Below are 23,009 nucleotides of genomic sequence, written 5' to 3'. Positions count from 1 at the left end.
CACCCGCTCTCGCGGATACTAAGCTGAATTCTCTGGCGTTGCGGCCAAGGTTACAGCCGTCCCGGCACTGATGTCGGTGACCGTTCACGCTCGAGTGAGCAGGCTGCCCAGCCTTCACGCGGTCGAGCGGCCTTCGGCGTCCCTAAACACGTTACTGACGATCGAGTTGCGCCAGCGCCGGCCGAACCATGCCTTCCAGCAGTTCGCGCTCGGGCCGGACCCGGGCGAGCACGCGCAGCCCGACGAGCATGCCGAGCAGGTGGCGGGCAAGGTCGTCGGCCGGCTGGCTTGCGGCGATCGTTCCGTCAGCCCGGCCCTTCTCGATGCATCGGCGAAAGAATGTCTCGATCTCGACGAGGACTTGCGTGACGACATGCCGGAATTCGGGATCGTGCGGGGCCACTTCGAGCGCTGCATTCACGAGCATGCAGCCTTTGCATTCCGGATCGCCCAGAGAGCGGGCGACGATCTCCGCGAAAAAGGCATGGATCGCCTCGCGCGGGGGCATCGCGCCGCAGCGTCGGATGCGGGTCGCCACGCTCTCGTCGAGGTAATGATCGAGCGCCTTCTGATAGAGGGCGCGCTTGTCGCCGAAGGCGTTATAGAGGCTCGCGCCCGTGACGCCCGTCTGTTCGATCAGGTCCCGGACAGATGTGCCCTCATAGCCGCGGGCCCAGAAGCAGCCCACCGCGGCCGCGAGAACGGCAGCTTCATCGAACTCTCTCGGCCTCGCCACTCGTAATCCCCCCTGTCGCGCGATTGCATCTTGCCAGCTCTCGCTGAACATGCATTCTAAAACAGGCGTTCTAAAACGCAACCGCCAGTGTTCTGAAGCGCAACGGATGGTGACCCACGTGATTGCTCCGGATCGGCGAGCCACCTTCGAGTTCGGCGCAATCGACCGCAGCAGGCCAAGGTCCGAGCGCGCGTCGCTGGCGATGTGGGCAAGGCGAGCAGGATAACCGTGGACGTGGAGCTCACTCCGGCCGTCGAGCCGAGCGTCGGCGCGTCGCCCCGGCCGCGGCGCTTGTCTCGCTCGGTCGTCGCCGGTCTTGCCTGGGCCGCGCTCTCGGTGGCGATTTTCTCCGGCTGGTTCGTCGTGACGCGGTTCAGCGTCACGCGCGAATTGGGGATCTCGGACATCATGGTGCTTCGCTTCGGCATCGGCGGCCTTCTGCTCGCCCCGATGCTGCTCTGGCCCGGACGCCGCCTGCCGCCCAAGGCCTGGCTCGAGGGCCTCGTCTTTGCACTGCTCTGGGGAATGCCCTTTGTCCTTCTCGTGGCGCTCGGCCTGACGCTCACCTCGGCCGCCCAGGCGGCTTCGGTCGCACCGACGACAATGCCCATCTTTGCCGGTCTGCTCGGCTGGCTCTTTCTGCGCGAAAGACAGGGCTGGGCGCGCTGGCTCGGCTATGTGGCCATCATCGTCGGGCTGGCCTTCCTCATCGTCGCGGGAACGGCCGCGCATGGCGCGCCGAACCCCTGGGGTATCGCCGCGCTGCTTCTCGCCGCGGCGATGTGGGCGGTCTACACGCTTCTCTTCCGGCGCAGCGGCCTGACCTCGATCCAGTCGGCCGCACTCATCTGCGTCTGGTCCGCCCTGCTTTTCGTGCCCGCTTATGGGCTCCTCGGCTTGAGCCACCTCGGGATGGCCTCAGCCGGCGAAGTTGCGTTCCAGGCCATCTATCAGGGCATTCTCATGAGCGTGGTCGCCGTCATCACTTTCAACCGGGCGGTCTCGTTGCTCGGGCCTTCGGCCGCAACCGCGATCATCGCGCTCGTTCCTGCCGTTGCCACCTTGCTGGCCATTCCCGTGCTCGGCGAGTGGCCGGCACCGGCTGAAGCCGCGGCGATCGTCGCGATCGTCGCCGGCGTCCTTCTCGCGGCAAAGCCGGTGCGCGCGGCTGAAGCCTCCCCGACATCGTCGAAACGAAAGGAAGATCCATGATCCGGTTCTATTTCCATCCGACGCCGAACCCGGCGAAAGTCGCGCTTTTCTTGGAAGAGGCGGGGCTGCCCTATGAAACCGTTCCGGTCGATACCAGCAAGGGCGAGCAGCACGCGCCTGCTTTTCGTGAGATCAACCCGAACGGCAAGGTTCCGGCGATCGTCGACACCGATGGACCCGGCGGCCGGGAAGCCCGCGTCTTCGATTCGACGGCGATCCTGCTTTATCTCGCGGAGAAGACCGGCAAGTTTCTCGGCGCGCCGGAGGATCGGCCGGAACTCCTCTCCTGGCTCATGTTTGTCGGCACGGGGCTCGGCCCCTTCTCCGGCCAGGCCGTGCATTTCCAGTATGCCGCGCCGGAAGGTCTTGCCTATGCGGTCAACCGCTATCGGTGGGAGGCCGAGCGGCACTACCAGGTTCTGAATGATCATCTCGCCGGGCGCGAATTCATCGTCGGCGGCAGCTACACCATCGCCGATATCTCCGCCTGGGGCTGGCTTGCCCGCGCCTCGCGCGTGCTGAAGGGGGCCGAGGACCCCTTGGCGTCCTATCCCGAGATCAAGCGGTGGTTCGCGATGGTCGATGCGCGGCCGGCAGCGGCACGGGCGAAGGTGGTCGGAAAAGACCATGCCTTCAAATCCGTCAACGACGAAGAGACGAAGCGCGCGCTCTTCCCGTCGAACTATTCCCCGGTGGCATGAGGAACAAGCGATGAAAGTCGCGGGCAAACACGTTCTCATCACCGGCGGCACGAGCGGCATCGGCCTCGCAACGGCGCATGCTCTCATCGCCAAAGGGGCGAAGGTCTTCGTCACCGGCCGGCGGCAGGAGGTTCTCGATGCCGCCCTGCGCGAGCTCGAATCGGCATCCGGCGTGGCCGCGGACGTAGCGACGCGGGAAGGCCGTTCGGCGACGCTGGCGAAGGGGACCGAGACCCTCGGGGGGCTCGACATCCTCATCAACAATGCCGGCGGCGTGCGCGCCGGCCGGCTGGAGAACACCTCAGAGGAGGAGATCGAGGCGATGGTCGCCGTCGACCTTCTCGCCCCGATCCTCCTGACGCGTGCGGCACTGCCGGCGCTCCGCGCGAGCGGTGAGGCGGCCGTCGTCAATGTCGCGTCGGGAATTGCGCTGGTCGGCGCACCCTTCTACGCGACCTATGCGGCGGTGAAGGCGGGGCTCGCCCATTTCGGGGAGGCTCTGCGCCGTGAGCTGAAGGGCGAGGGCATCCATGTGATGACCGCCTATCCCGGCGGAACGGATACGCCGATGATGAAGTCGAACCGGGCCGGCCCGGAGCTCGGTTTCTCGCGCGAGCCGGCTTCGGCCGTCGCGCAGGCCATCATCGAGGGCATTGAAGCCAATGCCTTCGAGGTGATCCGGGGTGGGGAGGCTCGCGCCAAGATGATCGCGCTCAATCGCGATGATCCGGCCGCTGTCGACGAGCGTTTTCTTTCCCTGAAGCCGGCGCTGGAAGACGCCGTCAAAGATCACGCGGCGCTCTGAAGGCGCGGCGGGGAGGGCGATGACGCCGGGCGAGGACGCCCGGCGATAATTTTCAACACCGTGAATTTGGTGTCTTGCAAAGCTCGATTGCCTGTGCCTGTATATACAGGTCATCAGCCGATCGAGGCACACCCAGGTCATGACCTCCTCCGCAGCAGCAGGATCCGCGATGGGCGGGGCAACCGCTCCCGCCTTCGGCTTCGCCGGTCTCGACTGTTCAATCGCGAGGTTGGCGTGACAGCTGCGAAGCCGAAACCTGCAGGTGATGCACCGCATTACCTGCGGATCAAAGAAAAGATTATGGCGATGATCGCCGAGGGCGAGTTGAAGCCCGGTGATCGCGTCTATTCGGAAAGCGAGCTCGTCTCCTCCTTCGGCGTCAGCCGCATGACCGCCAATCGGGCCTTGCGGGAACTGATGTTCGAAGGCGTCCTGACGCGCAGCGCAGGGCTCGGCACTTTCGTCGCATCGCAGCGCCAGGACATCGACCTCCTGCAGATCAAGAACATTGCCGAGGAGATTGCGAGCCGCGGTCATCGTCATACCGCGCAGGTGCTGGTGGCGGACCGCATCGAGGCGGATGCGAAGGTGGCCCAGTCGCTCGATCTCGAGCCCGGTATCGAGGTGATGCACACGCTGATCGTGCACTTCGAGGACGAGCAGCCGATCCAGATCGAGGAACGCTACGTCAATCCGATCGTAGCGCCCAAATATCTGTCCAATGATTTCGCCAAGATCACGCCCAATGAATATCTGACCAAGGTCGCTCCGATCACCGAATTCGAGCATTTCGTCGAGGCGATAAAGCCCGACGCCATGGTGCGAAAGCTTCTCGGCATGAAGCCGGATCAGCCTTGCCTCAGGGTATTTCGTCGTACCTGGTCCGGCGCGGCGGTCGTGACCTGTGCGCTGCTGTCCTATCCCGGCGACAAATATCGGCTGGAAGCGCGATCGGGCAAGGGGCCGGGCAAGCCGCTCGCGCTCCTGAAGGGGAGGGGCGAATGAAGGCTGAAGGCCCCGTCGTGTTCACGCGCACCGCGCCCACGGTCGGCGACATCGTCGCCATCGCCAGAGGCAATGCGCAGGTGGCGATTTCGCCGGAGGTCGAGGAGAGGATTCTTGCCGCCCGCGCCGTTGTCGATCGCTATGTGGCGGATGATACGCCGGTCTACGGCCTGACGACCGGGCTCGGCGCCGGTGTCGACACGCGTCTTGCGACCGACGACCTCGTCGCCTTCCAGATGCGCGTGCCGCAGGCGCGCGCGGTGGGCGTCGGCGTTGCCCTGCCGCGCGAGACGGTGCGCGCCATGATGGCGGCGAGGCTCGCCGGCATGGCCGCCGGCGGCAGCGGCGTCTCGCTGCCGGTCTTTTCCGGCCTCGTCGCAGCCCTGAATGCCGGCTTTCATCCGGTGGTGCCGTCGCTCGGCTCGATCGGCGCCGGCGATCTCGCGCCCCTCGCGCATATGGCGCGCGCGCTTCTCGGCGATGGCGAAGCCGAGTGGCGTGGCGAAGTCATGGCGGCGGACGAAGCGTTGCGCCGGGCTGGACTTCAGCCGCTACGGCTCGCGCCCAAGGACGGCCATGCGCTCGTCGTCGCCAACAGCCTTTCGGTCGGACGCGCCTGCCTCTGCCTCGGCGACATCGAGCGCCTGTTCGACTGGTCGCTTGCGGCTCTCGCGCTCAATTTCGAAGCCTTCCGCGCCAATGTGACGGCTTTCGATGACCGGGCGCTCGCCACGAGGCCGGCGTTCGGCCAGCGCGAGGCGGCGGCGCGCCTGCGTGCGCTGCTGAGCGGAAGCTCGCTGCTCGCCGAAGGCGTCGCCCGGCGGCTGCAGGATCCGCTGAGCTACCGCTGCGCGCCGCAGGTCTCGGGCGCGCTCCTTCACGCCATCGGCGAGGCTCGCCAGGCTACCGAGATCGAGATCGCGAGTTCCGGCGACAATCCCGTCGTGCTCGCCGCCGAGGGACTTATTCTGTCACACGGCAATTTCGACATGACGGCCTTCGTGCTGGCCTGGGAGCATTTGGGCCAGGCGCTCGCTCATTGCGCCGCGGCAACGGCGCACAGATCGATGAAGATCATGTCGCCGGGAATGTCCGACCTCCCGCGCTTTCTCACGTCGCTGGGGCAGAGCCGGACGGGCTTCGCCACGGTGCAGAAGACGATCTCGGCGCTCGAAGCCGAAATCCGCCACCTCGCCGCGCCCGTTTCGCTCACGCCCCTAGCCGTCGCCGATGGGGTGGAGGATCAGGCCTCGCTCGCACCGAGCGTTCTCGCCAAGACCGAGGCGATCATCGAGCGCCTGCGCTACCTCGTCGCCATCGAGCTCATTGCCTCCGCCCAGGCAGTGGAGCTGCGCGGCGTGCAAAGGGAACTGGGCGAGGGCACGCGGGCTGCCTATGGCTTCGTCCGCGAGCATGTCCCGCCGCTGAGCGAAGACCGGGCCCAAGGGCCGGATTTCCAAAGACTAGCCGAGCTGATCCGCGCTTCATCCACGGGTGGTGAAGACGTCTATAAGCAATGAGAAGAGTTGAAAAGACCTGAATTCGCTCTGTCGGCATGCCGACGGTCGACCGTGAATAGCCAGAGGGAATGACGATGAAACGATTGATTCTGTCCGCCATCGCTGTCGCCGCTTCCGCCGCCGCCGCGCTCACGCCGGCCACGGCAGCCACCATCAAGGTCGGCAGCAAGAACTTCACCGAGCAGTATATCCTGGCCGAGATGTATGCCGCTCTTCTCGAACATGCCGGTTTCAAAGTAGAGCGCAAGATCAACCTTGGCGGTACGCTCATCGCCCAGCAGGCGCTGACCACCGGCCAGATCGACCTTTATCCCGAATACACCGGCACCGCCCTGTCGGCCGTCGTCAAGGGCACGATGTCGCCCGATCCGGCCAAGGTCTACAACGACGTCAAGGAGTTCTACGCCAAGAACTTCAATGTTGCATGGCTTAAGCCGACCGGCATCAACAATACCTATGTGATCCTGATGCGTCGCGAGGCTGCCGATGCGCAAGGACTGAAGACTTTGACGGATCTCGCCAAGGTCTCGCCCAATCTGGTCTTGGGCGCCGGCTCGGAATTCGCCGACCGTCCGGACGGCCTGCCCGGGCTGAAGCGCATTTATGGCATCGCCTTCAAGGACAACAAGCAGTTCGCCAAGCTCGGCCTGCGTTATGATGCCCTTTCGCAGAAGGATATCGATGTCGCCAATGGATCTGCCACCGACTGGCAGATCGGCACCAAGGATTTCAAGGTGCTCGACGACGACAAGGGCCTGTTCCCGCCCTATTACGTCGCGCCGATCGTGCGCCAGCAGGTCCTCGATGCCAATCCGAAGGTCGCCGAAGTGCTGGAATCGCTCGGGTCGCACCTGGACAATGACACCATGCGCGTTCTCAACGCCAAGGTCGAAAACGACCATGAAGAGCCGAAGGACGTCGCCGAGGACTTCCTGAAGGAAAAGGGTCTGTTGCCCTGACGTCGACCGAGGCGGCGGGACATCGCACCTGCCGTCCGACCGAGGGTTGCCAAGACCGCCTCACGCGGCCGTGGACCGGCGTCGCGCGCCGGCCGGCCGCCGCCAATGATGCGGTTAGAACCGCACTATCCCTGGAGAACGGGAATGCAGGAAATCTGGATCGACTATCTCAACGCGCTCGACGCCAAGGCGCTCGCCCTCAGCAACGACGAAATTCTCGGCGCGGTCGAGAAGGCACTGGACGCGCAAGGCCGCGGTGAAACCGTCATCGAACCGCGTGTTCATCTGGTGCCCGAAAGCTCCGACAAGGGTCATTTCAATGTTCTGCGCGGCTATGTGAAGCCGCTCGACTATGCCGGTGTCAAAGTCGTCGGCGACTTCGTTGACAACTACAAGGTCGGCCTGCCATCGGAAATGGCCGTGCTCAATCTGTTCGATCCACGCACGGGCGTGCCGAAGGCGGTGATCGACGCAACCGCGATCACCGATATGCGCACCGGCGCCGTCACCGCGCTCGGCGCAAAATATCTCGCGCGCAGGAACAGCAAGGTGCTGGGCCATATCGGTGCCCGCGGCACCTCCTATTGGAATGTCCGCCTTCTCGATCATCTCTTCGATTTCGAAGAAATCCGCGTCCATTCCCGCCGCCCCGAAAGCCGCAATGCCTTCGCCGCCCGGCTCGAGAAGGATCTCGGCAAGAAGATCACGGTCACCGACAACTGGGAGGACTGCCTCAAGGACGCCGACATCATGGTGGAGGCAAGCCGCCTGCCCGAGCCCACGCCGCTCTTCAAGACCGCATGGGTGAAGAAGGGCGCTTTCGTCGTCCCCTACGGCACCATGAGTGCGCTTGAATTCGACCTGACCGACATCATGGACAAGGTCGTGGTCGACGATTGGGGACAATGCGGCCCCGGCCGGCCCTTCGGTGCGCTTCGCCGGCATGTGGACGAAGGCAAGGTCACGGCGGAGAACCTCCACGCCGAAATCGGCCAGATCGTCTGCGGGATGAAACCCGGTCGCGAAAGCGACGACGAGACCGTCCTCTTCTGGCATCGCGGCCTTAGCACCACGGATGTGGCGCTTGGCGCGGCGATGGTCGAGAAGGCGAAGGCGCGCGGCATCGGCCAGCGGCTGCGTTTCGCGTGACCGGCGACGGAGCCCAGGACGAGATGTTCAGGTCCCGATGATGGACAAACGACAGATGCATGGCCGTTTGGGGAAAGGAGCCGCCCGATGAAATGGGTCCCCAGGAATATCGACCGGCTTCTCGAGGCCTTGCTGGAGCATCTCTATTTGGTCTTTTCCTCGGTAGGGATCGCCTTGGTGATCTCGCTGATCGTCGGCATTTGGGCGGCTCGTCGGCCGAATACCTTCAACACGATCGTGGTCGTCACCGGTATTCTCTTCGCCATTCCCAGTCTTGCGCTCTTTGCGCTCCTCATCCCCACTCTCGGCATCGGTGCAGCGCCGGCCATCGTCGGTCTTGCCGCCTATTCGCTCATGATCCTGATCCGCAATATCGGGCTCGGCTTCCAGGCCATTCCGCGTGACGTGCTCGATGCCGCGCATGGCATGGGCTATGGCACGCTGCGCCGGCTCTGGGAGGTCGAGTTGCCGCTCGCCATGCCGTTCATCGTGGCTGGCATTCGCATCGCCATGGTGACGGTGATCGGCATCGCGACCGTCGCCGCCTATATCAACGCCGGCGGCCTCGGCGTCATCATCTTCGAAGGCATCGACCAGCGCTTTCCGGAGAAAATCATCGCCGGCGGTCTGCTCACCTCGGCGCTCGCCCTTTTCGCCGATTATCTCTTCGCGTCGATCGAGAGAATAATTCGCCGCCGCAGCGGGAGGCCGGCGTCATGATCGTCATCGAAGCCTTCCAGTGGATTCTCGACAATCCGGGCAATTTCTTCAGCGCCTTCAATCGCCATGTGCTGATGTGCGCGATCTCGCTCGGCATCGCGCTGGTGATCGCCATTCCGCTCGGATTTCTCGTTGCGAGATCGCGGCGCGGCTCCTTCATCGCCATCAACATCGCCGGTTCGCTCAGATCGATCCCGAGCCTTGCGATCCTGTCGGCGGCAATGCCTATCCTCGGCATCGGTCTTCTGCCGTCGATCATCGCCCTCGTCGTGCTGGCGGTGCCGCCGCTCCTCCTCAGCACGATCGTCGGCATCCGGGAGATCGAGCCTTCTATTCTCGATGCCGCCAACGGCATGGGCATGGGGCGCGGTGACATCCTCTGGCAGATCGAAGCGCCGCTTTCCGTGCCGTCCATCCTCTCCGGCATCCGCACGAGCGCCATCCAGTTGATCGGTGGCGCGGCGCTCGCCTCCTTCATCGGTGGGGGCGGGCTTGGCGATTTCATCAACGCGGGCATCGCCATCATGAATATGCCGCGCCTGCTCGTCGGCGCGCTTCCCATCGCCCTTCTCGCCATCCTTGCCGAGCTGCTGCTCGGCAGGCTCGAGCGATCCCTCACGCAAAGACGATGACCGGGGGCTGCGAATAACATGATACGCCTCGACCACGTGACGAAGACCTATCCGGCTAGTGAGCGCCATGCCGTCGACGATCTCGACCTCGAGATCGAGACGGGCATGACGGTCGCGATGATCGGGCCTTCCGGCTGCGGCAAGACGACGACCATGCGCATGATCAACCGCCTGGAGACGCCGTCTTCCGGCCGGGTGCTGGTGAACGGCCGTGACGTCGCCGAAACCGATCAGAAGGAGCTCAGGCGCAGCATCGGCTATGTCATTCAGCAGGTGGGGCTTTTTCCGCATATGACGATCGAGCGGAACATCGCCACGGTGCCGCGCCTCATCGGCTGGGACAAGGTGAAGACCGACCGCCGCATCGACGAATTGCTCGACCTCGTCGGCCTCGACCCCGCGGTCATGCGCAAGCGCCTGCCGCATGAGCTATCCGGCGGGCAGCGCCAGCGCGTCGGCTTTGCGCGCGCGCTCGCCGCCGATCCCGCCATCATGCTGATGGACGAGCCTTTCGGCGCGATCGACCCGATCACCCGCGTCCGGCTGCAGGACGAATTTCGGCAGATCCTGAAAAGGGTCAGCAAGACCGTTGTCATCGTCACCCATGATCTCGAGGAAGCGATCAAGATGGGCGATCGCATCGCCATCATGCGGGACGGCAAGCTGCTGCAATATGATACGCCAGAGGCGATCCTGGCTCATCCCGCCGATGAATTCGTGAAGAACTTCCTCGGTCCGGACAGGGCGATCAAGCGGTTGAGCCTGATCGAGGTGGCGAGCGCGATGGGGCCTGCCGGTTCGCGGCCGGCGGGCGTATCCATCGGGCCGAGCGCGAGCCTCCATTCCGCCTTGGCGCTGATCCTCGCCGACGATCTCGCCGGCCTCGACGTGAAGGCCGATGACGGTGCGACCGTCGGCTATCTGTCGCGGGAGGCGGTGCTCTCCGCGCATCGCTGACCGGGCTATGTTTCTCCGCCGGGCGTGAAGCGCGCCACCAGCGCGTGCCGGTCGCCGGGATAGGTGAAACGCACGAAGGTCACCGGGCCGGTGCTGCTCCAGGTGCGGCGCTCGACGGCAAGGCAGGGCGCGGTTCGGGGGATGGCGAGCGCTTCGGCAGCCTCCGCTCCGGCGGCCAGCGCATAGATGCGGTGTTCCGCGGCACTCCAAGGCACGCGGCTGATGAGCCAGCTGCCGGGGGCCGTCGTCGAGAAGTCTTCATCGGCGGCCTCGGGCACGGTCGAGAGGCTGATGAGGCGCCGCTCCAGGCAGAAAGGGCGCTCGCCCGCATGGTGGATGCAGACGAGATCAAGCACCGACGCCCCGTCGGGGAGTTCCATATGCGTTCTGTCCGCGGGCTTTGCCGTCCGCTTGCTTCGTTTGACGAGTTTGTACGAATAGGGAAGCTTGAGCGAGCGAACCTCTGCCTCGATATCGTGGATTTCGAGCACGGCGGCCTGCGTCACCGGCTGAGCCACGAAGCTACCCGACTTCTTGCGCCGCTCGATGAGGCCGGTGCGTGCGAGATGCGTCAGCACCTTGTTCGCCGTCATGCGCGAGCAGCCATAGTGCGCGGCGAGGTCGACCTCGAAGGGCAGGCGGTATCCCGGAGGCCATTGGCCGGAAACGATGCGCCGCTCGATGTCGCTCAGAATGCGGCTGTGCAGCGTGGCCTCTTTGCCGGTCGTCATGAGGCCGTGAGGTCTTGCATCACGGCGGCGAACCGTCGGTCAATCATATCGCGGCGGCGATGGCGGCCGTTCTCGACCTGCTTGCGGCCGAGCGCCCAGACAGCGTCGACGGACACACCGCCCGCGAATATCCAGTGGTCGAGGATCTGATCATGGGAGAGGTGGGTGAGATCTTTGATGTCGAGCGCGACGATATCAGCGAAACGGCTCTCGGCAAGCCCGGCCGGCGCCGCGAGCGCTGCCCGGCCGCCGGCAAGCGCCTGATCGAAGAGCATCCGCCCGGTCGAGCTGCCCGGCGCCGCGACCACATTGCGCGCCCGCAAGGCGAGGCGCTGCGAATATTCGAGCTGGCGCAGTTCCTCCGGCACGGAGATCAGCACGTTGGAATCCGACCCGACGCCGAAGCGGCCGCCCTCGTCGAGAAAGGCGCGTGCCGGGAAGATGCCGTCGCCGAGATTGGCTTCCGTCACCGGGCAGAGGCCGGCCACGGCGCCGCTTTTCGCCATCTGCCGCGTCTCGTCGTCGGTCATATGCGTCGCGTGGATCAGGCACCATTGCCCGGAGACGGGCATATTCGCCATCAGCCATTCGATCGGCCGCGCGCCAGACCAGGCGAGGCAATCCTCCACCTCCTTCACCTGTTCGGCGACATGGATATGGATCGGCCCTGCGCCGGCGAGAGGCGCCACCTTCGCAAGCTCGTCCGGCGTCACGGCGCGCAGGCTGTGCGGGGCAACCCCGAGCGCGGCGCCGGCAAGGCCGGAGGTAATTTTCCGGCAGCCGTCGAGAAGCTTTGCGAAGCCGTCGAGCGAGTTGATGAAGCGTCGCTGGCCCTCGATCGGCGGCTCGCCGCCGAAGCCGGAATGGGCATAGAAGACCGGCAGCAGCGTCAGCGCGATGCCCGTCTCGGCGCTCGCCGCGGCGATCCGTTCCGCCATTTCGGCGATCTGGGCGTAAGGCTGCCCGTCAGTCGCGTGGTGGAGATAATGAAACTCGCCGACGCGACCAAAGCCCGCCTCGAGCATTTCCATGTAAAGCTTCGCAGCGACGGCCTCGACATGCTCCGGCGTCATCGACAGCGCAAATTTGTACATCACCGTGCGCCAGCTCCAGAAGCTGTCCTCGCCCGGGCCGCGCAGCTCTGTGAGGCCCGCCATGGCGCGCTGGAAGGCGTGGCTGTGCAGGTTCGGCATGGCCGGAACGAGGAGGCGATGCCGCTCGTCCGCCGCGTCGGGCTGAACGCCAGTCTCCACCTTGGCGATACGGCCGTCGGCGATCGTCAGCCGCACATCGTCCCGCCAGCCCTCCGGCAGAAGTGCCGTTGCCGCATGAAGCGTGGCCATGCTGTCCTCTCTCCCTTGCCTGTGACGAGCAATTTTCCTCTTGTCACTCAGGCTAATATGTATATACATGTTCTTCATCAAGGGAAAGGCGAAAGCTGATGCCCAGGAACGATTTCGCAAAGCCTTTATCCGGTCCGGAAGGTGCTTGTCGCCTATGGCGCAACGCGCGCATCGCCACGCTGGCCGGGGATGCGCCGGGGCTCGGCATCATCGAGCGCGGTGCGATCGCCATTACCGGTGGGCGTCTTGCCTTCGTCGGTTCGGAGGACGGCCTGCCGGCCGAATTTCACGACGCCGAGGCCGTCGATTGCGGCGGCCGCTGGATCACCCCGGCGCTCGTCGATTGTCACACGCATCTGGTCTTCGGCGGCGATCGCGCCATGGAATTCGAGATGCGCCTCACAGGCGCGAGCTATGAAGAGATCGCGCGGGCCGGCGGCGGCATCGTCTCCTCCGTCAAGGCGACGAATGCGCTGTCCGAAGACGAGCTCGTCGCGCAAGCGCTCCCACGGCTCGATACGCTGCTCGACGAGGGCGTCTCGACCATCGAGATCAAGTCCGGCTATGCCCTGACCATCGCGGGCGAGCTCAAGATGCTGCGGGCCGCCCGCAGGCTCGCCGAGATCCGGCCGGTGCGCGTCGTCACGAGCTGGCTCGCCGCCCATGCGACGCCACCGGACTACAAGGGCCGCAACGGCGACTATATCACCGACGTGGTGCTGCCGGGCCTCGACGCCGCCCATGCCGAGGGCCTGGTCGATGCGGTCGACGGCTTCTGCGAGGGCATCGCTTTCTCGCCGGAGGAGATCGCCCGCGTCTTCGACAGAGCGAAGGCGCTCGGGCTGCCGGTGAAGCTGCATGCGGAGCAGCTTTCCAATCTCGGCGGCGCGCGGCTGGCGGCCTCCTACGGCGCCTTGTCAGCCGATCATTTGGAATATCTTTCCGCGGACGATGCCAAGATCTTGGCGGCGGCCGGGACGGTCGCGGTTCTCCTGCCCGGTGCCTTCTATGCGCTGCGTGAAAAACAGGCCCCACCGGTGGTCGCCCTGCGCGAGGCGGGCGCCCATATCGCGCTGGCGACTGACAGTAACCCCGGCACCTCGCCGCTGACATCGCTGCTCCTCGCCATGAACATGGGCGCGACGCTGTTCGGCCTGACGGTTGAGGAATGCCTTGCCGGCGTGACCCGCGAGGCGGCACGCGCACTCGGCCTGCTCGCCGAAACCGGCACGCTGGAGGCGGGCAAATCCGCCGATTTCGCCGTCTGGGATATCGCCCGGCCGGCCGAGCTCGTCTACCGCATCGGCTTCAATCCGCTCGCCTGCCGGGTCTTCGAAGGCGCGAGGGTCGCGCCATGACCCTCGTCCTGGCGCCGGGGGCGGTCGGCCTCGATGTCCTCGCCGTAATCTATTGGAACGCCACGCCCGTGCGGCTCGATCCCGCTTGCGACGCGGCGATCGAATGGAGCGCGGCGCAGATCGCCCGCATCGCCGGCGGTGATGAGCCGGTCTACGGTATCAATACCGGCTTTGGGAAACTCGCCTCCATCACGATCGACGCCGCTGACGTGGCGACGCTCCAGCGCAACCTGATCCTCTCCCATTGCTGCGGGGTCGGTGCGCCGCTTCCCGAGGCGATCGTGCGGCTCGTCATGGCGCTGAAGCTGATCTCGCTCGGCCGCGGCGCTTCCGGCGTTCGGCTGGAGCTGGTGCGGCTGATCGAGGCCATGCTGGAGCGGGGTGTCACCCCCGTCATTCCGGAAAAGGGCTCGGTCGGGGCCTCCGGCGACCTCGCGCCGCTCGCCCATATGGCCGCGGTGATGATGGGCGAGGGCGAGGCTTCCTTCGCGGGCGAGGCCCTTCCAGGCGGCGAGGCATTGCGCAAGGCCGGCCTCGCGCCGGTCGTGCTCGCGGCCAAGGAGGGCTTGGCGCTGATCAACGGCACGCAGGTGTCGACGGCGCTCGCGCTCGCCGGCCTCTTTCGCGCCCACCGGGCCGTGCAGGCTGCGTTGATCACCGGGGCACTCTCGACCGACGCCGCCATGGGCTCCTCCGCGCCCTTCCATCCGGAGATCCATGAGCTGCGCGGGCACAAAGGCCAGATCGACACGGCGGCTGCGCTGCGGGCGCTGCTGGCCGGCTCGGCGATCCGCGAGAGCCACCTCACCGGCGACGAGCGCGTGCAGGATCCCTATTGCATCCGCTGCCAGCCGCAGGTCGACGGAGCCTGCCTCGATATTCTGCGGGCGGTCGGCCGCACGCTGACGATCGAGGCCAATGCGGTCACCGACAATCCGCTGGTGCTCTTGGATGGTGCCGTCGTCTCCGGCGGCAATTTCCATGCGGAGCCGGTCGCCTTCGCCGCCGACCAGATCGCGCTCGCCGTCTGCGAGATCGGCGCCATCGCCCAGCGCCGCATCTCCCTGCTCGTCGACCCGGCGCTCTCCTACGGGCTGCCGCCCTTCCTGACGAAAAAGCCCGGGCTCAATTCCGGTCTGATGATCGCCGAGGTCACCTCGGCGGCGCTGATGTCGGAAAACAAGCAGATGGCGCATCCGGCTTCCGTCGATTCGACGCCGACCTCCGCCAACCAGGAGGATCACGTTTCTATGGCCTGCCATGGCGCGCGGCGCCTCATCGCCATGACCGAGAACCTCTTCGGCATCATCGGCATCGAGGCGCTGGCGGGCGCGCAAGGCGTTGAGCTGCGAGCACCGCTCGCGACGAGCCCGGAGCTCACGAAGGCGATCGCCACCATCCGCGCGGCGGTCACCGCGCTGGAGGAGGACCGCTTCATGGCCGGCGACCTCGAAGCGGCAGGCCGGCTCGTCGCCTCCGGCGCGCTCGGCGCTTCCGTGTCGGACGGCATCCTGCCCAAGCTGGAGCTTTGAAATGAGTCTTGTCGAGATCCGGCGCGGCGCTTCGCCCGTCATATTGGGCTTTCCCCATACCGGCACCGACGTTCCCGCGCCCGTCTGGGAGCGGCTGAACGACAGGGGCCGCACGCTGGCCGATGCCGATTGGCATATCCACAGGCTCTACGACGGGCTGCTTGCCGACGCGACGACCGTGCGCGCCACCTTCCACCGCTATGTCATCGATGCCAATCGCGACCCGGAAGGTTCGAGCCTCTATCCAGGACAGAACACGACCGGCCTGATTTCGGGCACGGATTTCGACGGCCTGCCGATCTGGAAGGACGGCGAGGCGCCGACCGAGGCCGATGTCACCCAGCGCGTGCGGGACTTCCACGCCCCCTATCATGCGGCGCTCTCGGCCGAGATCGAACGCGTGAAGAAGGTCCACGGGGTGGTCGTGCTCTACGACTGCCACTCTATCCGCTCGCATATCCCCTTCCTTTTCGAGGGCAAGCTGCCGGACTTCAATATCGGCACGGATGGGGGCAAAACCTGCGATCCGGCGATCGAACGGGCGGTGGTGGACATAACCGCCTCCGCCGCGGGCTACACCAGCATCCTCAACGGCCGCTTCAAGGGCGGCTGGACCACCCGCCATTACGGGCGGCCGGAAGAGGGCATGCATGCGCTCCAGATGGAGCTCGCCCAATCGACCCATCTCGCGACGGAAGCGCTGCCCTTCGCCTATGACGCGGCGAAGGCCGAGCGGCTGCGCGTTCACCTCAAAGAGCTCCTGACTCACATCGAGCAGATCGCGCTCGATCTCGCATCACGCACCAAGAACCACCCCGCAGAATGAAAGCCGCGATGACCAATCCCCGCCACAACATCCGCACGATCCGCGCGCCGCGCGGGACCGCGCTCAATGCCAAGAGCTGGACGACTGAAGCGCCGCTGCGGATGCTGATGAACAATCTCGACCCGGATGTCGCGGAAAATCCGAACGAGCTCGTGGTCTATGGCGGCATCGGCCGGGCGGCGCGCACCTGGGACGACTTCGACCGCATCGTCGCGACGCTGAAGACGCTCGAGGAGGACGAGACGCTGCTCGTCCAATCCGGCAAGCCGGTTGGCGTGTTCCGTACGCACAAGGATGCGCCGCGCGTGCTGATCGCCAATTCCAATCTCGTGCCGCATTGGGCGACCTGGGACCATTTCAACGAGCTCGATAAGAAGGGGCTCGCCATGTACGGCCAGATGACGGCCGGGTCCTGGATCTATATCGGCACGCAAGGCATCGTGCAGGGCACCTATGAGACCTTCGTCGAGGCCGGGCGCCAACATTACGGGGGCAGTCTCCAGGGCAAGTGGATCCTCACCGGCGGCCTCGGCGGCATGGGCGGGGCGCAGCCACTCGCCGCCGTTATGGCCGGCGCCTGCTGCCTGGCCGTCGAATGCAATCCGGATTCGATCAATTTCCGCCTGCGCACCCGTTATCTCGACGCCAAGGCCGAGACGCTGGACGAGGCTATGGCGATGATCACCCGCTGGACGGAAGCCGGCGAGGCGAAATCCGTCGGCCTCCTTGGCAATGCGGCGGAAATCCTGCCCGAAATGGTGAGGCGCGGCATCCGGCCGGACATCGTGACCGACCAGACCTCGGCGCATGATCCGATCAACGGCTATCTGCCGAAGGGCTGGACCATCGCCGAATGGAAGGCCAGGCGCGAGAGCGACCCGAAGGCGGTGGAGAAGGCGGCACGCGCCTCCATGCGCGAGCATGTGGAGGCGATGCTCGCCTTCTGGAATGCCGGCATTCCGACGCTCGACTACGGCAACAACATCCGCCAGGTCGCCAAGGACGAGGGGCTGGAGAATGCCTTCGCCTTTCCGGGCTTCGTGCCGGCCTATATCCGCCCGCTCTTCTGCCGTGGCATCGGCCCCTTCCGCTGGGCGGCGCTCTCCGGCGACCCGGACGACATCTACCGCACCGACGCCAAGGTGAAGGAGCTGTTGCCCGACAATACCCACCTTCACAAGTGGCTCGACATGGCGCGCGAGCGCATCGCCTTTCAGGGGCTGCCGGCGCGCATCTGCTGGGTCGGGCTCGGCGACCGCCATCGGCTGGGGCTCGCCTTCAACGAGATGGTGCGCAACGGCGAATTGAAGGCACCGGTCGTCATCGGCCGCGACCATCTCGATTCCGGCTCCGTCGCCTCGCCGAACCGCGAGACGGAGGCCATGAAGGACGGCTCGGATGCCGTCTCCGACTGGCCGCTGCTCAATGCGCTGCTCAACACGGCCTCCGGCGCGACCTGGGTGTCGCTGCACCACGGTGGCGGCGTCGGCATGGGCTTTTCGCAGCATGCCGGCATGGTCATCTGCTGCGACGGCTCGGAGGATGCCGACCGGCGCATCGCGCGCGTGCTCTGGAACGACCCGGCGACCGGCGTCATGCGCCATGCCGATGCGGGCTACGACATCGCCGTCGACTGCGCCAAGGAAAGCGGGCTGCGCCTGCCTGGCATCCTGGGCAACTGAGCCATGCGGATCCTGCGCGCCGCCGATCACAAGCGCATGCCGTGGAAGAACGGCGGCGGGGAGACGGTCGAGATCGCCGTCTTCCCAGCTGACGCGGCGCTTGGCGATTTCACCTGGCGCGTGAGCATGGCGAGCGTCGCCACGGACGGACCGTTCTCGATTTTTCCGGAGATCGACCGGACGCTGTCGGTCCTCTCCGGCGCCGGCATGGAATTGACGATCGAAGGGCAGGGCGAGGTGGTGCTCGATCGCTCGTCGCCGCCGCATGCCTTTCCGGCGGACGTGCCGACGAAGGCGCGGCTCATCGACGGCCCGATCACGGATCTCAATGTGATGACACGCCGCGGCCGCTATGCGCATACGGTTCGGCGGGTGGAGGCCCCGCTCACGCTGCAGCCGAGTTCCGCGCTGCGGTTGCTGCTGTGCGCGGAAGGCGGGCTGAATGTTGGACAAGGGGAAGTGTCTCTGGCACTCGGTCCTCTGGATTGCCTTGTGATCGAGCCGGAGATGCAGGCCAGCGTCCGCGTCTCGGGTGAGGGAGCGGCATTCCTGATCGAATTGCGCGGCTTATGAGCGGCCTGCAGCTTGCTCGCACAAAAAGCGGTCGGCGAGGAACGCGGCGGCAAGATGAAAGGCTTGGGCCGGCGCGGCCGTGAGACGGCGCATATATTCGCGCCAGGGCTCGACGACGACCTCGATTTCCTCGCCCTCGTCCAGAGATTGGGTCGTGGTCAGGGCCGCACCGCTCCCGAGCATGAAGACGATTTCATTGGTGTGGTTCGACCAATTCGCGTAGGCCCGCCCGAGCTCACGCCAAATCGCGCAGGTGTAGCCGGTTTCCTCCGCGAGCTCGCGAGCTGCCCCTGCCGCCGGATCCTCGCGGGGAAGGAGCCCGCCGCCTGGTAGCCCGGTGGCGACGATGCCCGCGCCGTGCCGATACTCACGCGTGAGGATGACCTCCTGCGCTTCAGAGAGCGCGATGATGCAGACCCAGGGCGGATTGACGAGAACATGGAAAGGGTCGAGCACCTTCCCATCCGGCTTCACGCATCCGTCGGAGCGAACGGTCAGCCAACGGTCTTGGTAAGTGATGCGCGTGCTGCTGACGGTCCAGGGTTTGACCATTTCTTCCCCTCGTCCCCATACTTGAGCCGAACACTATCATGGCGGGCTATAGCGGACTCGGAAGGGCTGCTCCGCACGCATCACGAATCTGCATATTGTCAGCAGCGAGCATTAGGGTGCATAATGCGCCTATGGCACGCAATATCGACATCGCCCTCATCAGAACCTTCGTCGCGGTGGCCGATCATGCCGGCATGACGGTCGCCGCCAATGCGCTGAATCTCACGCAGAGCGCGGTCAGCCAGCATGTCGCGCGGCTCGAGGAGTTCTTGGGCGCGGAGCTCTTCGTGCGCGAGCGGCGCAGCATCAGGCTGTCGTCTGCGGGGGAACGGCTGCTCGGCAAGGCGCGGCGGATGCTCGCGCTCAACGACGAGATCTGGGCCGCCATGACGTCGGACCGCATGGACGGGCGGGTGCGCCTCGGCGTGCCCTATGATCTCGCCGGCATGGCGATGGCGCCCGTGCTGAAGGCCTATGCCGAGGCATGCCCGCAGGTGGAGGTGTCACTCGTCTGCGCCACCTCGCCCGACCTCATCGAGGCGCTCGGCCGGGGCGAGCTCGATCTCGCCCTCGCCGAGGAGCCCGCGGGGCTCTCGCGAGGAGAATGCCTCGCCGTTGAGCGGCTCGTCTGGGTGGGTGCCAAGGGCGGCTCCGCCCATCTGCGCACGCCGCTGCCGGTATCGCTGGCGGCGGAGACTTGCGCCTTCCGGCCCGCCGTGCTGGCGGCGCTTCGCGAGCATGAGCGGGACTGGCGGACGATGTTCGAGAGCGGCAGCCTCGATGCGACCAGCGCGATGGTGCGTGCCGATCTCGCCGTCACGACCCTGCTCGCCTTCACCGTGCCGATGGACCTCGACATCCTGCCGCCGGAGCTCGGCCTGCCGTCGCTGCCACCCTTCGGCATCAACCTGCACCTGCCGCAGCGCGAGATGGCGCCGGCGGTCGCCGAACTCGCCCGCCACATCCGCAACGGCTTTACCCGCCAGCGCCAGGCGGCGTGAGGGGGATCAGGCTTCGCCGCGGGATGAGGCCGACTATCTCACCCGCGCCACCGCATAAGCATCGAGCTCGACCGCGCCGCTGAGCGGCTGCCTGCGCTCCAGGATGTCGGGCGTGCCCGCCGCCTCGGTGAAGCGGGCGGCGTCGAGCACGGCGATCTCGCCGGCCGTTGCCCCCTCCAGCGCCACGCGCTGCGGCTCGCCGGTGAGATTGGCGAGCCAGATCTCCGTGCCCGTCTCGCTTTCGACGGCGAGCGCCTGGATTTCGTGTGGGCGCGAGATCTCGACCTGCCGCAGCGGCTGCCCGGCGAGGCGCGTCAGGCCGGCGATCACGTGAAAGACCGGAAAAAGCCCGCCGCGCCCATCGAACCAGGGCTGCGGGAAGGGCATCGGCGCATGCATCAGGCCGAAGGGCCCGACCGCGCCGCCGAGGGTGACGGCACTCGCCCCGCCATAGGCGAAATGGGCGAAATAGCCGAGGTTCCAGGCCGCGCCGAGCAAGCCGCGCTGGCGCGGGTCGTTGCGGTTCATGGCCTGGCGGATATTGCCCGGATTGGGCATGACGTCGGCGCCATAGGGATTGTCGCGCATGCCGATGGCGCTCGGGCCGACGGCGAAGGGCCGGCCGTCGATGAAGCTCTGCACACTGCGCGCGATATAGGGCAGGGCCTCCAGCGTCTCGGTGACGGAGCGGTCGTCGCCGGCATGGACGAGCGCCGAGGTGGTGAAGCTCACGAAATCGAGGAGATCGGACGGCGGGCGCTTGCGGTTGAGCTCGGTGAAATAGCTGAACATGCCGCCGCCGAGGCGGGCCATCGGGAAGGCCGCGCGGGCGGCGCGGAAGAGCTCGTCGGCCGGCGGGCAGGGCGGCCAGGGGCTGCCCGGCAAAGTGCATTTGAGGTCCGGCGCCGGCGAGACGAGCACGACGGGGAAGGGCGAGCCGAGGGCGCGCACGACATCGCCGAGCGCCGCCATCTTCTCCTGGAAGCCGTCGACCTCGGCGATGATCGCCTCGAGCCAGGGCGTGACACCGATCCGCTTCGCTACCTGCAGCATCTGGACGAGATGCGTGCGGTCATGCCCACGGCGCGGATCGTAATGGCAGACGAGATGGGAGAGCTTGGCGCGGCCGATCTCTTCGGCGCGGGCAACCGCCGCCTCCGCCTCGTCCGGATCAAGCGCGATGCCGAGCGTCGGCGCCGTGCCGGCGGCTGCGCCGAGCCGGACGGTGACGGCCTCGCCGCCTGCTGTGGCGGCACGCGGTGCGCCGCTCACGGTGAGTGTCACCGCCTGGTCCAGCGTCTCGCCGGCGGCGAGCCGGTAGGGCCAGGGCAAAGCGAGCGGGCGCACATAGGTCTTGTAGGAGGCATCCGTCCAGTTGCGCTGGTCCTCCATCTCGTAGGTGTCGCCGTCCATGCGGCAGGTAACCGAGGCGCCCGGCGCGAAGGAATGCGTGATGGCGCGCAGGTTCATCATCGGCTGCACGGGGTCGATGATGTCGGGGAAGGCCGTATCGGTGATGCCCCCGTCGACATCCTCGACGCGCGCCGGATGACCGGCGACGCCGGCCACGGGGTGCAGCACCACGAAGCCGGTGCGGTTTGTCAGGAATTCGGTGGCGGCCTGGCCCTTGCCCTCGAACCTGAGCGTGCCGTCCGGCTTGCCGGTGATCACGGCCGAGTAGCGGAATTCCTGGGTGTCGTCGCGGGTCACCGCGTCATAGGAGACGTAGAAACCTTCGTCGTCCTCGGAGATCAGCAGGTTGCTGATCTCCGGGTTGTAGGTGCCCCAGTTCTTGTCGCGGACGATGAAGGAGACGGCGCGGATCATCTCGATGCCGTCGAAGCGGATGTAGCGCAGGTTGCCGGCCTCGAGCTCAGCCGTGAGAGGCCCGGCGGTGAGCAGGCGCGGCGGCGTGACGGGCTCCTCCGTTCCGAACAGGCGGAGGGCGCGGGATGGGGCGTCGGTCATGGCAGGCTCCTGCGGGCGGTCGGCGGCGGCCTTCAGTGACGGCTTTTGGGGCTGAGCAGGCGTTCGGCGAGCACGGCGGCGATGATGATGCCGCCGATCGCAGAGCCCTGCCAGAAGGGCGAGACGCCCATGAGATTGAGGCCGTTGCGGATCATCACCATGATGAAGACGCCGATGAGCGTGCCGATGATGGTGCCGCGGCCGCCATAAAGGCTGGCCCCGCCGATCACGACGGCGGCGATGGCGTCGAGTTCGAGCCCGTTGCCGGCGAGCGGGTCGATGGAAAGGATCTGCGCCGATGTCATCACCGCGGCGATGGCCGTCAGGGCGCCGGAGATCACATAGGGCAGGATGCTGTAGAGGAGAACGTTGAGGCCGGCCGTGCGCGCCGCCTCCTGGTTCGAGCCGACCGCGTAGATGGTGCGGCCGCCCTTGGTATAGGTGAGGTAATACCAGGCGAGCGCATAGAGGACGAGCAGGGTCAAGACATTCGACTGGATGCCGAAGACGCTCGTATAGACGATGTTGTTGAGCTCGGGCGGGATATTGGTGATCGATGTCTGGCCCGAGAAGATATAGGCGAGGCTGCGGCCAATCGCCATCACACCTAAGGTGACGACGAAGGCGGCCAGGCCGAAATAGCCGACGAGCACGCCGGAGAAGAGACCGATGCCGGCGCCCGCCAGGATCGCGAGCGCGATCGAGACGGGGATATCGAACTGCTGCAGCGTGAGCCCCAGGACGACGCCGGTGAGGCCCGCGACCGAGCCGACGGAGAGGTCGATGCCGCCCGTCAGGATGACGAAGGTCATGCCGATGGCGACGATGCCGACCACGACCGACTGGTCGAGCAAGTTGAGGAGATTGGCCGTCGTCAGGAAGTAAGGCGACAGGAAGGACAACGCGATCGCGATGAGGAGCGCGAGCCCGATCATCCGCACTTCGAGCCGGCCGACGAGCGATTTGAGGCGCGAAGGGGAGGAGGCGCCGGTCACGGGCGTGGACCTCGTTTGCGTGGAAAGGGTCATTCCCCTCAAGTCCTCATAG

The 23,009-nt window shown here is 66.1% G+C and carries 22 protein-coding genes; 16 read left to right on the top strand and 6 right to left on the bottom strand.

Annotated elements, in window-relative coordinates:
• Nucleotides 1-151 precede the first annotated feature (151 nt).
• Nucleotides 152-736: a TetR/AcrR family transcriptional regulator gene (locus ACFQU1_RS06830; RefSeq protein WP_378130643.1), complete on the bottom strand. Its 585-nt coding sequence runs from the start codon at nucleotides 734-736 to the stop codon at nucleotides 152-154.
• Between the two features lie 234 nt (nucleotides 737-970).
• On the opposite strand from ACFQU1_RS06830, the gene ACFQU1_RS06825 reads away from it, so the two are divergent.
• The 10 genes from ACFQU1_RS06825 (at nucleotide 971) to ACFQU1_RS06780 (ending at nucleotide 10,396) form a co-directional block, all read left to right on the top strand.
• Entirely contained in the window at nucleotides 971-1,948 is a 978-nt protein-coding gene (locus ACFQU1_RS06825) for a DMT family transporter (RefSeq protein ID WP_378130641.1), read from the top strand.
• Nucleotides 1,945-2,649, top strand: a complete 705-nt coding sequence (locus ACFQU1_RS06820; protein ID WP_378130639.1) for a glutathione S-transferase family protein — start codon at nucleotides 1,945-1,947, stop codon at nucleotides 2,647-2,649. The genes ACFQU1_RS06825 and ACFQU1_RS06820 overlap by 4 nt, the downstream gene beginning before the upstream one ends.
• 10 nt (nucleotides 2,650-2,659) lie before the next feature.
• The gene (locus ACFQU1_RS06815; RefSeq protein ID WP_378130637.1) at nucleotides 2,660-3,454 is read left to right on the top strand and encodes an SDR family NAD(P)-dependent oxidoreductase; all 795 of its coding nucleotides are present in this window, start codon (nucleotides 2,660-2,662) and stop codon (nucleotides 3,452-3,454) included.
• A 234-nt stretch (nucleotides 3,455-3,688) separates the two neighbouring features.
• The gene (gene hutC, locus ACFQU1_RS06810) at nucleotides 3,689-4,459 is read left to right on the top strand and encodes a histidine utilization repressor (RefSeq protein WP_378130634.1); all 771 of its coding nucleotides are present in this window, start codon (nucleotides 3,689-3,691) and stop codon (nucleotides 4,457-4,459) included.
• Nucleotides 4,456-5,979 carry a histidine ammonia-lyase gene (hutH, locus tag ACFQU1_RS06805; RefSeq protein ID WP_378130632.1) on the top strand — a complete coding sequence of 508 codons (1,524 nt, stop codon included), beginning with the start codon at nucleotides 4,456-4,458 and terminating at the stop codon, nucleotides 5,977-5,979. Before hutC (ACFQU1_RS06810) ends, hutH (ACFQU1_RS06805) begins: the two co-directional genes overlap by 4 nt.
• Nucleotides 5,980-6,053: 74 nt before the next feature.
• On the top strand, nucleotides 6,054-6,938 hold the full coding sequence (locus tag ACFQU1_RS06800) for a glycine betaine ABC transporter substrate-binding protein (RefSeq protein WP_378130630.1): 885 nt from the start codon (nucleotides 6,054-6,056) through the stop codon (nucleotides 6,936-6,938).
• A 144-nt stretch (nucleotides 6,939-7,082) separates the two neighbouring features.
• Nucleotides 7,083-8,087 carry an ornithine cyclodeaminase family protein gene (locus ACFQU1_RS06795; RefSeq protein ID WP_378130628.1) on the top strand — a complete coding sequence of 335 codons (1,005 nt, stop codon included), beginning with the start codon at nucleotides 7,083-7,085 and terminating at the stop codon, nucleotides 8,085-8,087.
• Between the two features lie 87 nt (nucleotides 8,088-8,174).
• Complete coding sequence (locus ACFQU1_RS06790) at nucleotides 8,175-8,807, top strand: ABC transporter permease (RefSeq protein WP_378130626.1); 633 nt, start codon at nucleotides 8,175-8,177, stop codon at nucleotides 8,805-8,807.
• Nucleotides 8,804-9,439, top strand: a complete 636-nt coding sequence (locus ACFQU1_RS06785) for an ABC transporter permease (RefSeq protein WP_378130624.1) — start codon at nucleotides 8,804-8,806, stop codon at nucleotides 9,437-9,439. Before ACFQU1_RS06790 ends, ACFQU1_RS06785 begins: the two co-directional genes overlap by 4 nt.
• An 18-nt stretch (nucleotides 9,440-9,457) precedes the next feature.
• Nucleotides 9,458-10,396: an ABC transporter ATP-binding protein gene (locus ACFQU1_RS06780; protein WP_378130622.1), complete on the top strand. Its 939-nt coding sequence runs from the start codon at nucleotides 9,458-9,460 to the stop codon at nucleotides 10,394-10,396.
• Nucleotides 10,397-10,401: 5 nt separating this feature from the next.
• Here the strand turns inward: ACFQU1_RS06780 and hutC (ACFQU1_RS06775) are convergent, their stop codons facing one another.
• Nucleotides 10,402-11,127 carry a histidine utilization repressor gene (gene hutC / locus ACFQU1_RS06775; protein ID WP_378130620.1) on the bottom strand — a complete coding sequence of 242 codons (726 nt, stop codon included), beginning with the start codon at nucleotides 11,125-11,127 and terminating at the stop codon, nucleotides 10,402-10,404.
• Nucleotides 11,124-12,470: a formimidoylglutamate deiminase gene (locus ACFQU1_RS06770; RefSeq protein ID WP_378130618.1), complete on the bottom strand. Its 1,347-nt coding sequence runs from the start codon at nucleotides 12,468-12,470 to the stop codon at nucleotides 11,124-11,126. The genes hutC (ACFQU1_RS06775) and ACFQU1_RS06770 overlap by 4 nt, the downstream gene beginning before the upstream one ends.
• Before the next feature lie 98 nt (nucleotides 12,471-12,568).
• On the opposite strand from ACFQU1_RS06770, the gene hutI reads away from it, so the two are divergent.
• Genes hutI through ACFQU1_RS06745 form a run of 5 tightly spaced genes read left to right on the top strand, consistent with a single transcriptional unit; the run spans nucleotide 12,569 to nucleotide 18,441 of the window.
• A complete protein-coding gene (gene hutI / locus ACFQU1_RS06765; protein ID WP_378130615.1) occupies nucleotides 12,569-13,828 on the top strand; it encodes an imidazolonepropionase in 1,260 nt (419 codons plus the stop codon).
• Complete coding sequence (gene hutH / locus ACFQU1_RS06760; RefSeq protein ID WP_378130613.1) at nucleotides 13,825-15,360, top strand: histidine ammonia-lyase; 1,536 nt, start codon at nucleotides 13,825-13,827, stop codon at nucleotides 15,358-15,360. The genes hutI and hutH (ACFQU1_RS06760) overlap by 4 nt, the downstream gene beginning before the upstream one ends.
• A 1-nt stretch (nucleotide 15,361) precedes the next feature.
• Complete coding sequence (hutG, locus tag ACFQU1_RS06755) at nucleotides 15,362-16,186, top strand: N-formylglutamate deformylase (protein WP_378130611.1); 825 nt, start codon at nucleotides 15,362-15,364, stop codon at nucleotides 16,184-16,186.
• Between the two features lie 8 nt (nucleotides 16,187-16,194).
• Nucleotides 16,195-17,868, top strand: a complete 1,674-nt coding sequence (gene hutU, locus ACFQU1_RS06750; protein WP_378130609.1) for a urocanate hydratase — start codon at nucleotides 16,195-16,197, stop codon at nucleotides 17,866-17,868.
• Nucleotides 17,869-17,871: 3 nt separating this feature from the next.
• A complete protein-coding gene (locus tag ACFQU1_RS06745) occupies nucleotides 17,872-18,441 on the top strand; it encodes a HutD family protein (protein ID WP_378130607.1) in 570 nt (189 codons plus the stop codon).
• On the opposite strand, the gene ACFQU1_RS06740 is transcribed toward ACFQU1_RS06745, so the two are convergent.
• Nucleotides 18,436-18,993, bottom strand: coding sequence for an NUDIX hydrolase (locus ACFQU1_RS06740; RefSeq protein ID WP_378130604.1), 558 nt, complete (start codon nucleotides 18,991-18,993; stop codon nucleotides 18,436-18,438). The two genes, ACFQU1_RS06745 and ACFQU1_RS06740, sit on opposite strands and share 6 nt — an antisense overlap.
• Nucleotides 18,994-19,124: 131 nt before the next feature.
• Here ACFQU1_RS06740 and ACFQU1_RS06735 point away from each other — a divergent pair, with 131 nt between their 5' ends.
• Nucleotides 19,125-19,994, top strand: coding sequence for a LysR family transcriptional regulator (locus ACFQU1_RS06735; protein WP_378131594.1), 870 nt, complete (start codon nucleotides 19,125-19,127; stop codon nucleotides 19,992-19,994).
• A gap of 33 nt (nucleotides 19,995-20,027) precedes the next feature.
• Here the strand turns inward: ACFQU1_RS06735 and ACFQU1_RS06730 are convergent, their stop codons facing one another.
• Nucleotides 20,028-21,962, bottom strand: a complete 1,935-nt coding sequence (locus tag ACFQU1_RS06730; protein WP_378130602.1) for a hypothetical protein — start codon at nucleotides 21,960-21,962, stop codon at nucleotides 20,028-20,030.
• A 32-nt stretch (nucleotides 21,963-21,994) separates the two neighbouring features.
• Nucleotides 21,995-22,990 (bottom strand): ABC transporter permease, encoded by a 996-nt coding sequence (locus ACFQU1_RS06725; RefSeq protein ID WP_378130600.1) that lies wholly within the window; start codon nucleotides 22,988-22,990, stop codon nucleotides 21,995-21,997.
• Between the last annotated feature and the right edge of the window lie 19 nt (nucleotides 22,991-23,009).

This window comes from Chelatococcus sp. GCM10030263, from assembly GCF_042666455.1.
In the GTDB taxonomy this organism is placed as follows: Bacteria; Pseudomonadota; Alphaproteobacteria; order Rhizobiales; family Beijerinckiaceae; genus Chelatococcus.
The sequence above is the reverse complement of the archived record's forward strand: the minus strand, read 5'-3'. Positions and strand labels throughout refer to the sequence as shown.

Bases quoted from the DNA above. Each gene is read 5' to 3' on its own strand.
- ACFQU1_RS06785 (WP_378130624.1), top strand. From the start codon at position 8,804: ATGATCGTCATCGAAGCCTTCCAGTGGATTCTCGACAATCCGGGCAAT.
- ACFQU1_RS06820 (WP_378130639.1), top strand. From the start codon at position 1,945: ATGATCCGGTTCTATTTCCATCCGACGCCGAACCCGGCGAAAGTCGCG.
- ACFQU1_RS06790 (WP_378130626.1), top strand. From the start codon at position 8,175: ATGAAATGGGTCCCCAGGAATATCGACCGGCTTCTCGAGGCCTTGCTG.
- ACFQU1_RS06745 (WP_378130607.1), top strand. From the start codon at position 17,872: ATGCGGATCCTGCGCGCCGCCGATCACAAGCGCATGCCGTGGAAGAAC.
- hutU (WP_378130609.1), top strand. From the start codon at position 16,195: ATGACCAATCCCCGCCACAACATCCGCACGATCCGCGCGCCGCGCGGG.
- ACFQU1_RS06730 (WP_378130602.1), bottom strand. From the start codon at position 21,962: ATGACCGACGCCCCATCCCGCGCCCTCCGCCTGTTCGGAACGGAGGAG.
- hutH (WP_378130613.1), top strand. From the start codon at position 13,825: ATGACCCTCGTCCTGGCGCCGGGGGCGGTCGGCCTCGATGTCCTCGCC.
- ACFQU1_RS06780 (WP_378130622.1), top strand. From the start codon at position 9,458: ATGATACGCCTCGACCACGTGACGAAGACCTATCCGGCTAGTGAGCGC.
- ACFQU1_RS06815 (WP_378130637.1), top strand. From the start codon at position 2,660: ATGAAAGTCGCGGGCAAACACGTTCTCATCACCGGCGGCACGAGCGGC.
- hutH (WP_378130632.1), top strand. From the start codon at position 4,456: ATGAAGGCTGAAGGCCCCGTCGTGTTCACGCGCACCGCGCCCACGGTC.
- ACFQU1_RS06795 (WP_378130628.1), top strand. From the start codon at position 7,083: ATGCAGGAAATCTGGATCGACTATCTCAACGCGCTCGACGCCAAGGCG.
- hutG (WP_378130611.1), top strand. From the start codon at position 15,362: ATGAGTCTTGTCGAGATCCGGCGCGGCGCTTCGCCCGTCATATTGGGC.
- ACFQU1_RS06725 (WP_378130600.1), bottom strand. From the start codon at position 22,990: ATGACCCTTTCCACGCAAACGAGGTCCACGCCCGTGACCGGCGCCTCC.
- ACFQU1_RS06735 (WP_378131594.1), top strand. From the start codon at position 19,125: ATGGCACGCAATATCGACATCGCCCTCATCAGAACCTTCGTCGCGGTG.
- ACFQU1_RS06770 (WP_378130618.1), bottom strand. From the start codon at position 12,470: ATGGCCACGCTTCATGCGGCAACGGCACTTCTGCCGGAGGGCTGGCGG.
- hutC (WP_378130620.1), bottom strand. From the start codon at position 11,127: ATGACGACCGGCAAAGAGGCCACGCTGCACAGCCGCATTCTGAGCGAC.
- hutI (WP_378130615.1), top strand. From the start codon at position 12,569: ATGCCCAGGAACGATTTCGCAAAGCCTTTATCCGGTCCGGAAGGTGCT.
- ACFQU1_RS06740 (WP_378130604.1), bottom strand. From the start codon at position 18,993: ATGGTCAAACCCTGGACCGTCAGCAGCACGCGCATCACTTACCAAGAC.
- ACFQU1_RS06800 (WP_378130630.1), top strand. From the start codon at position 6,054: ATGAAACGATTGATTCTGTCCGCCATCGCTGTCGCCGCTTCCGCCGCC.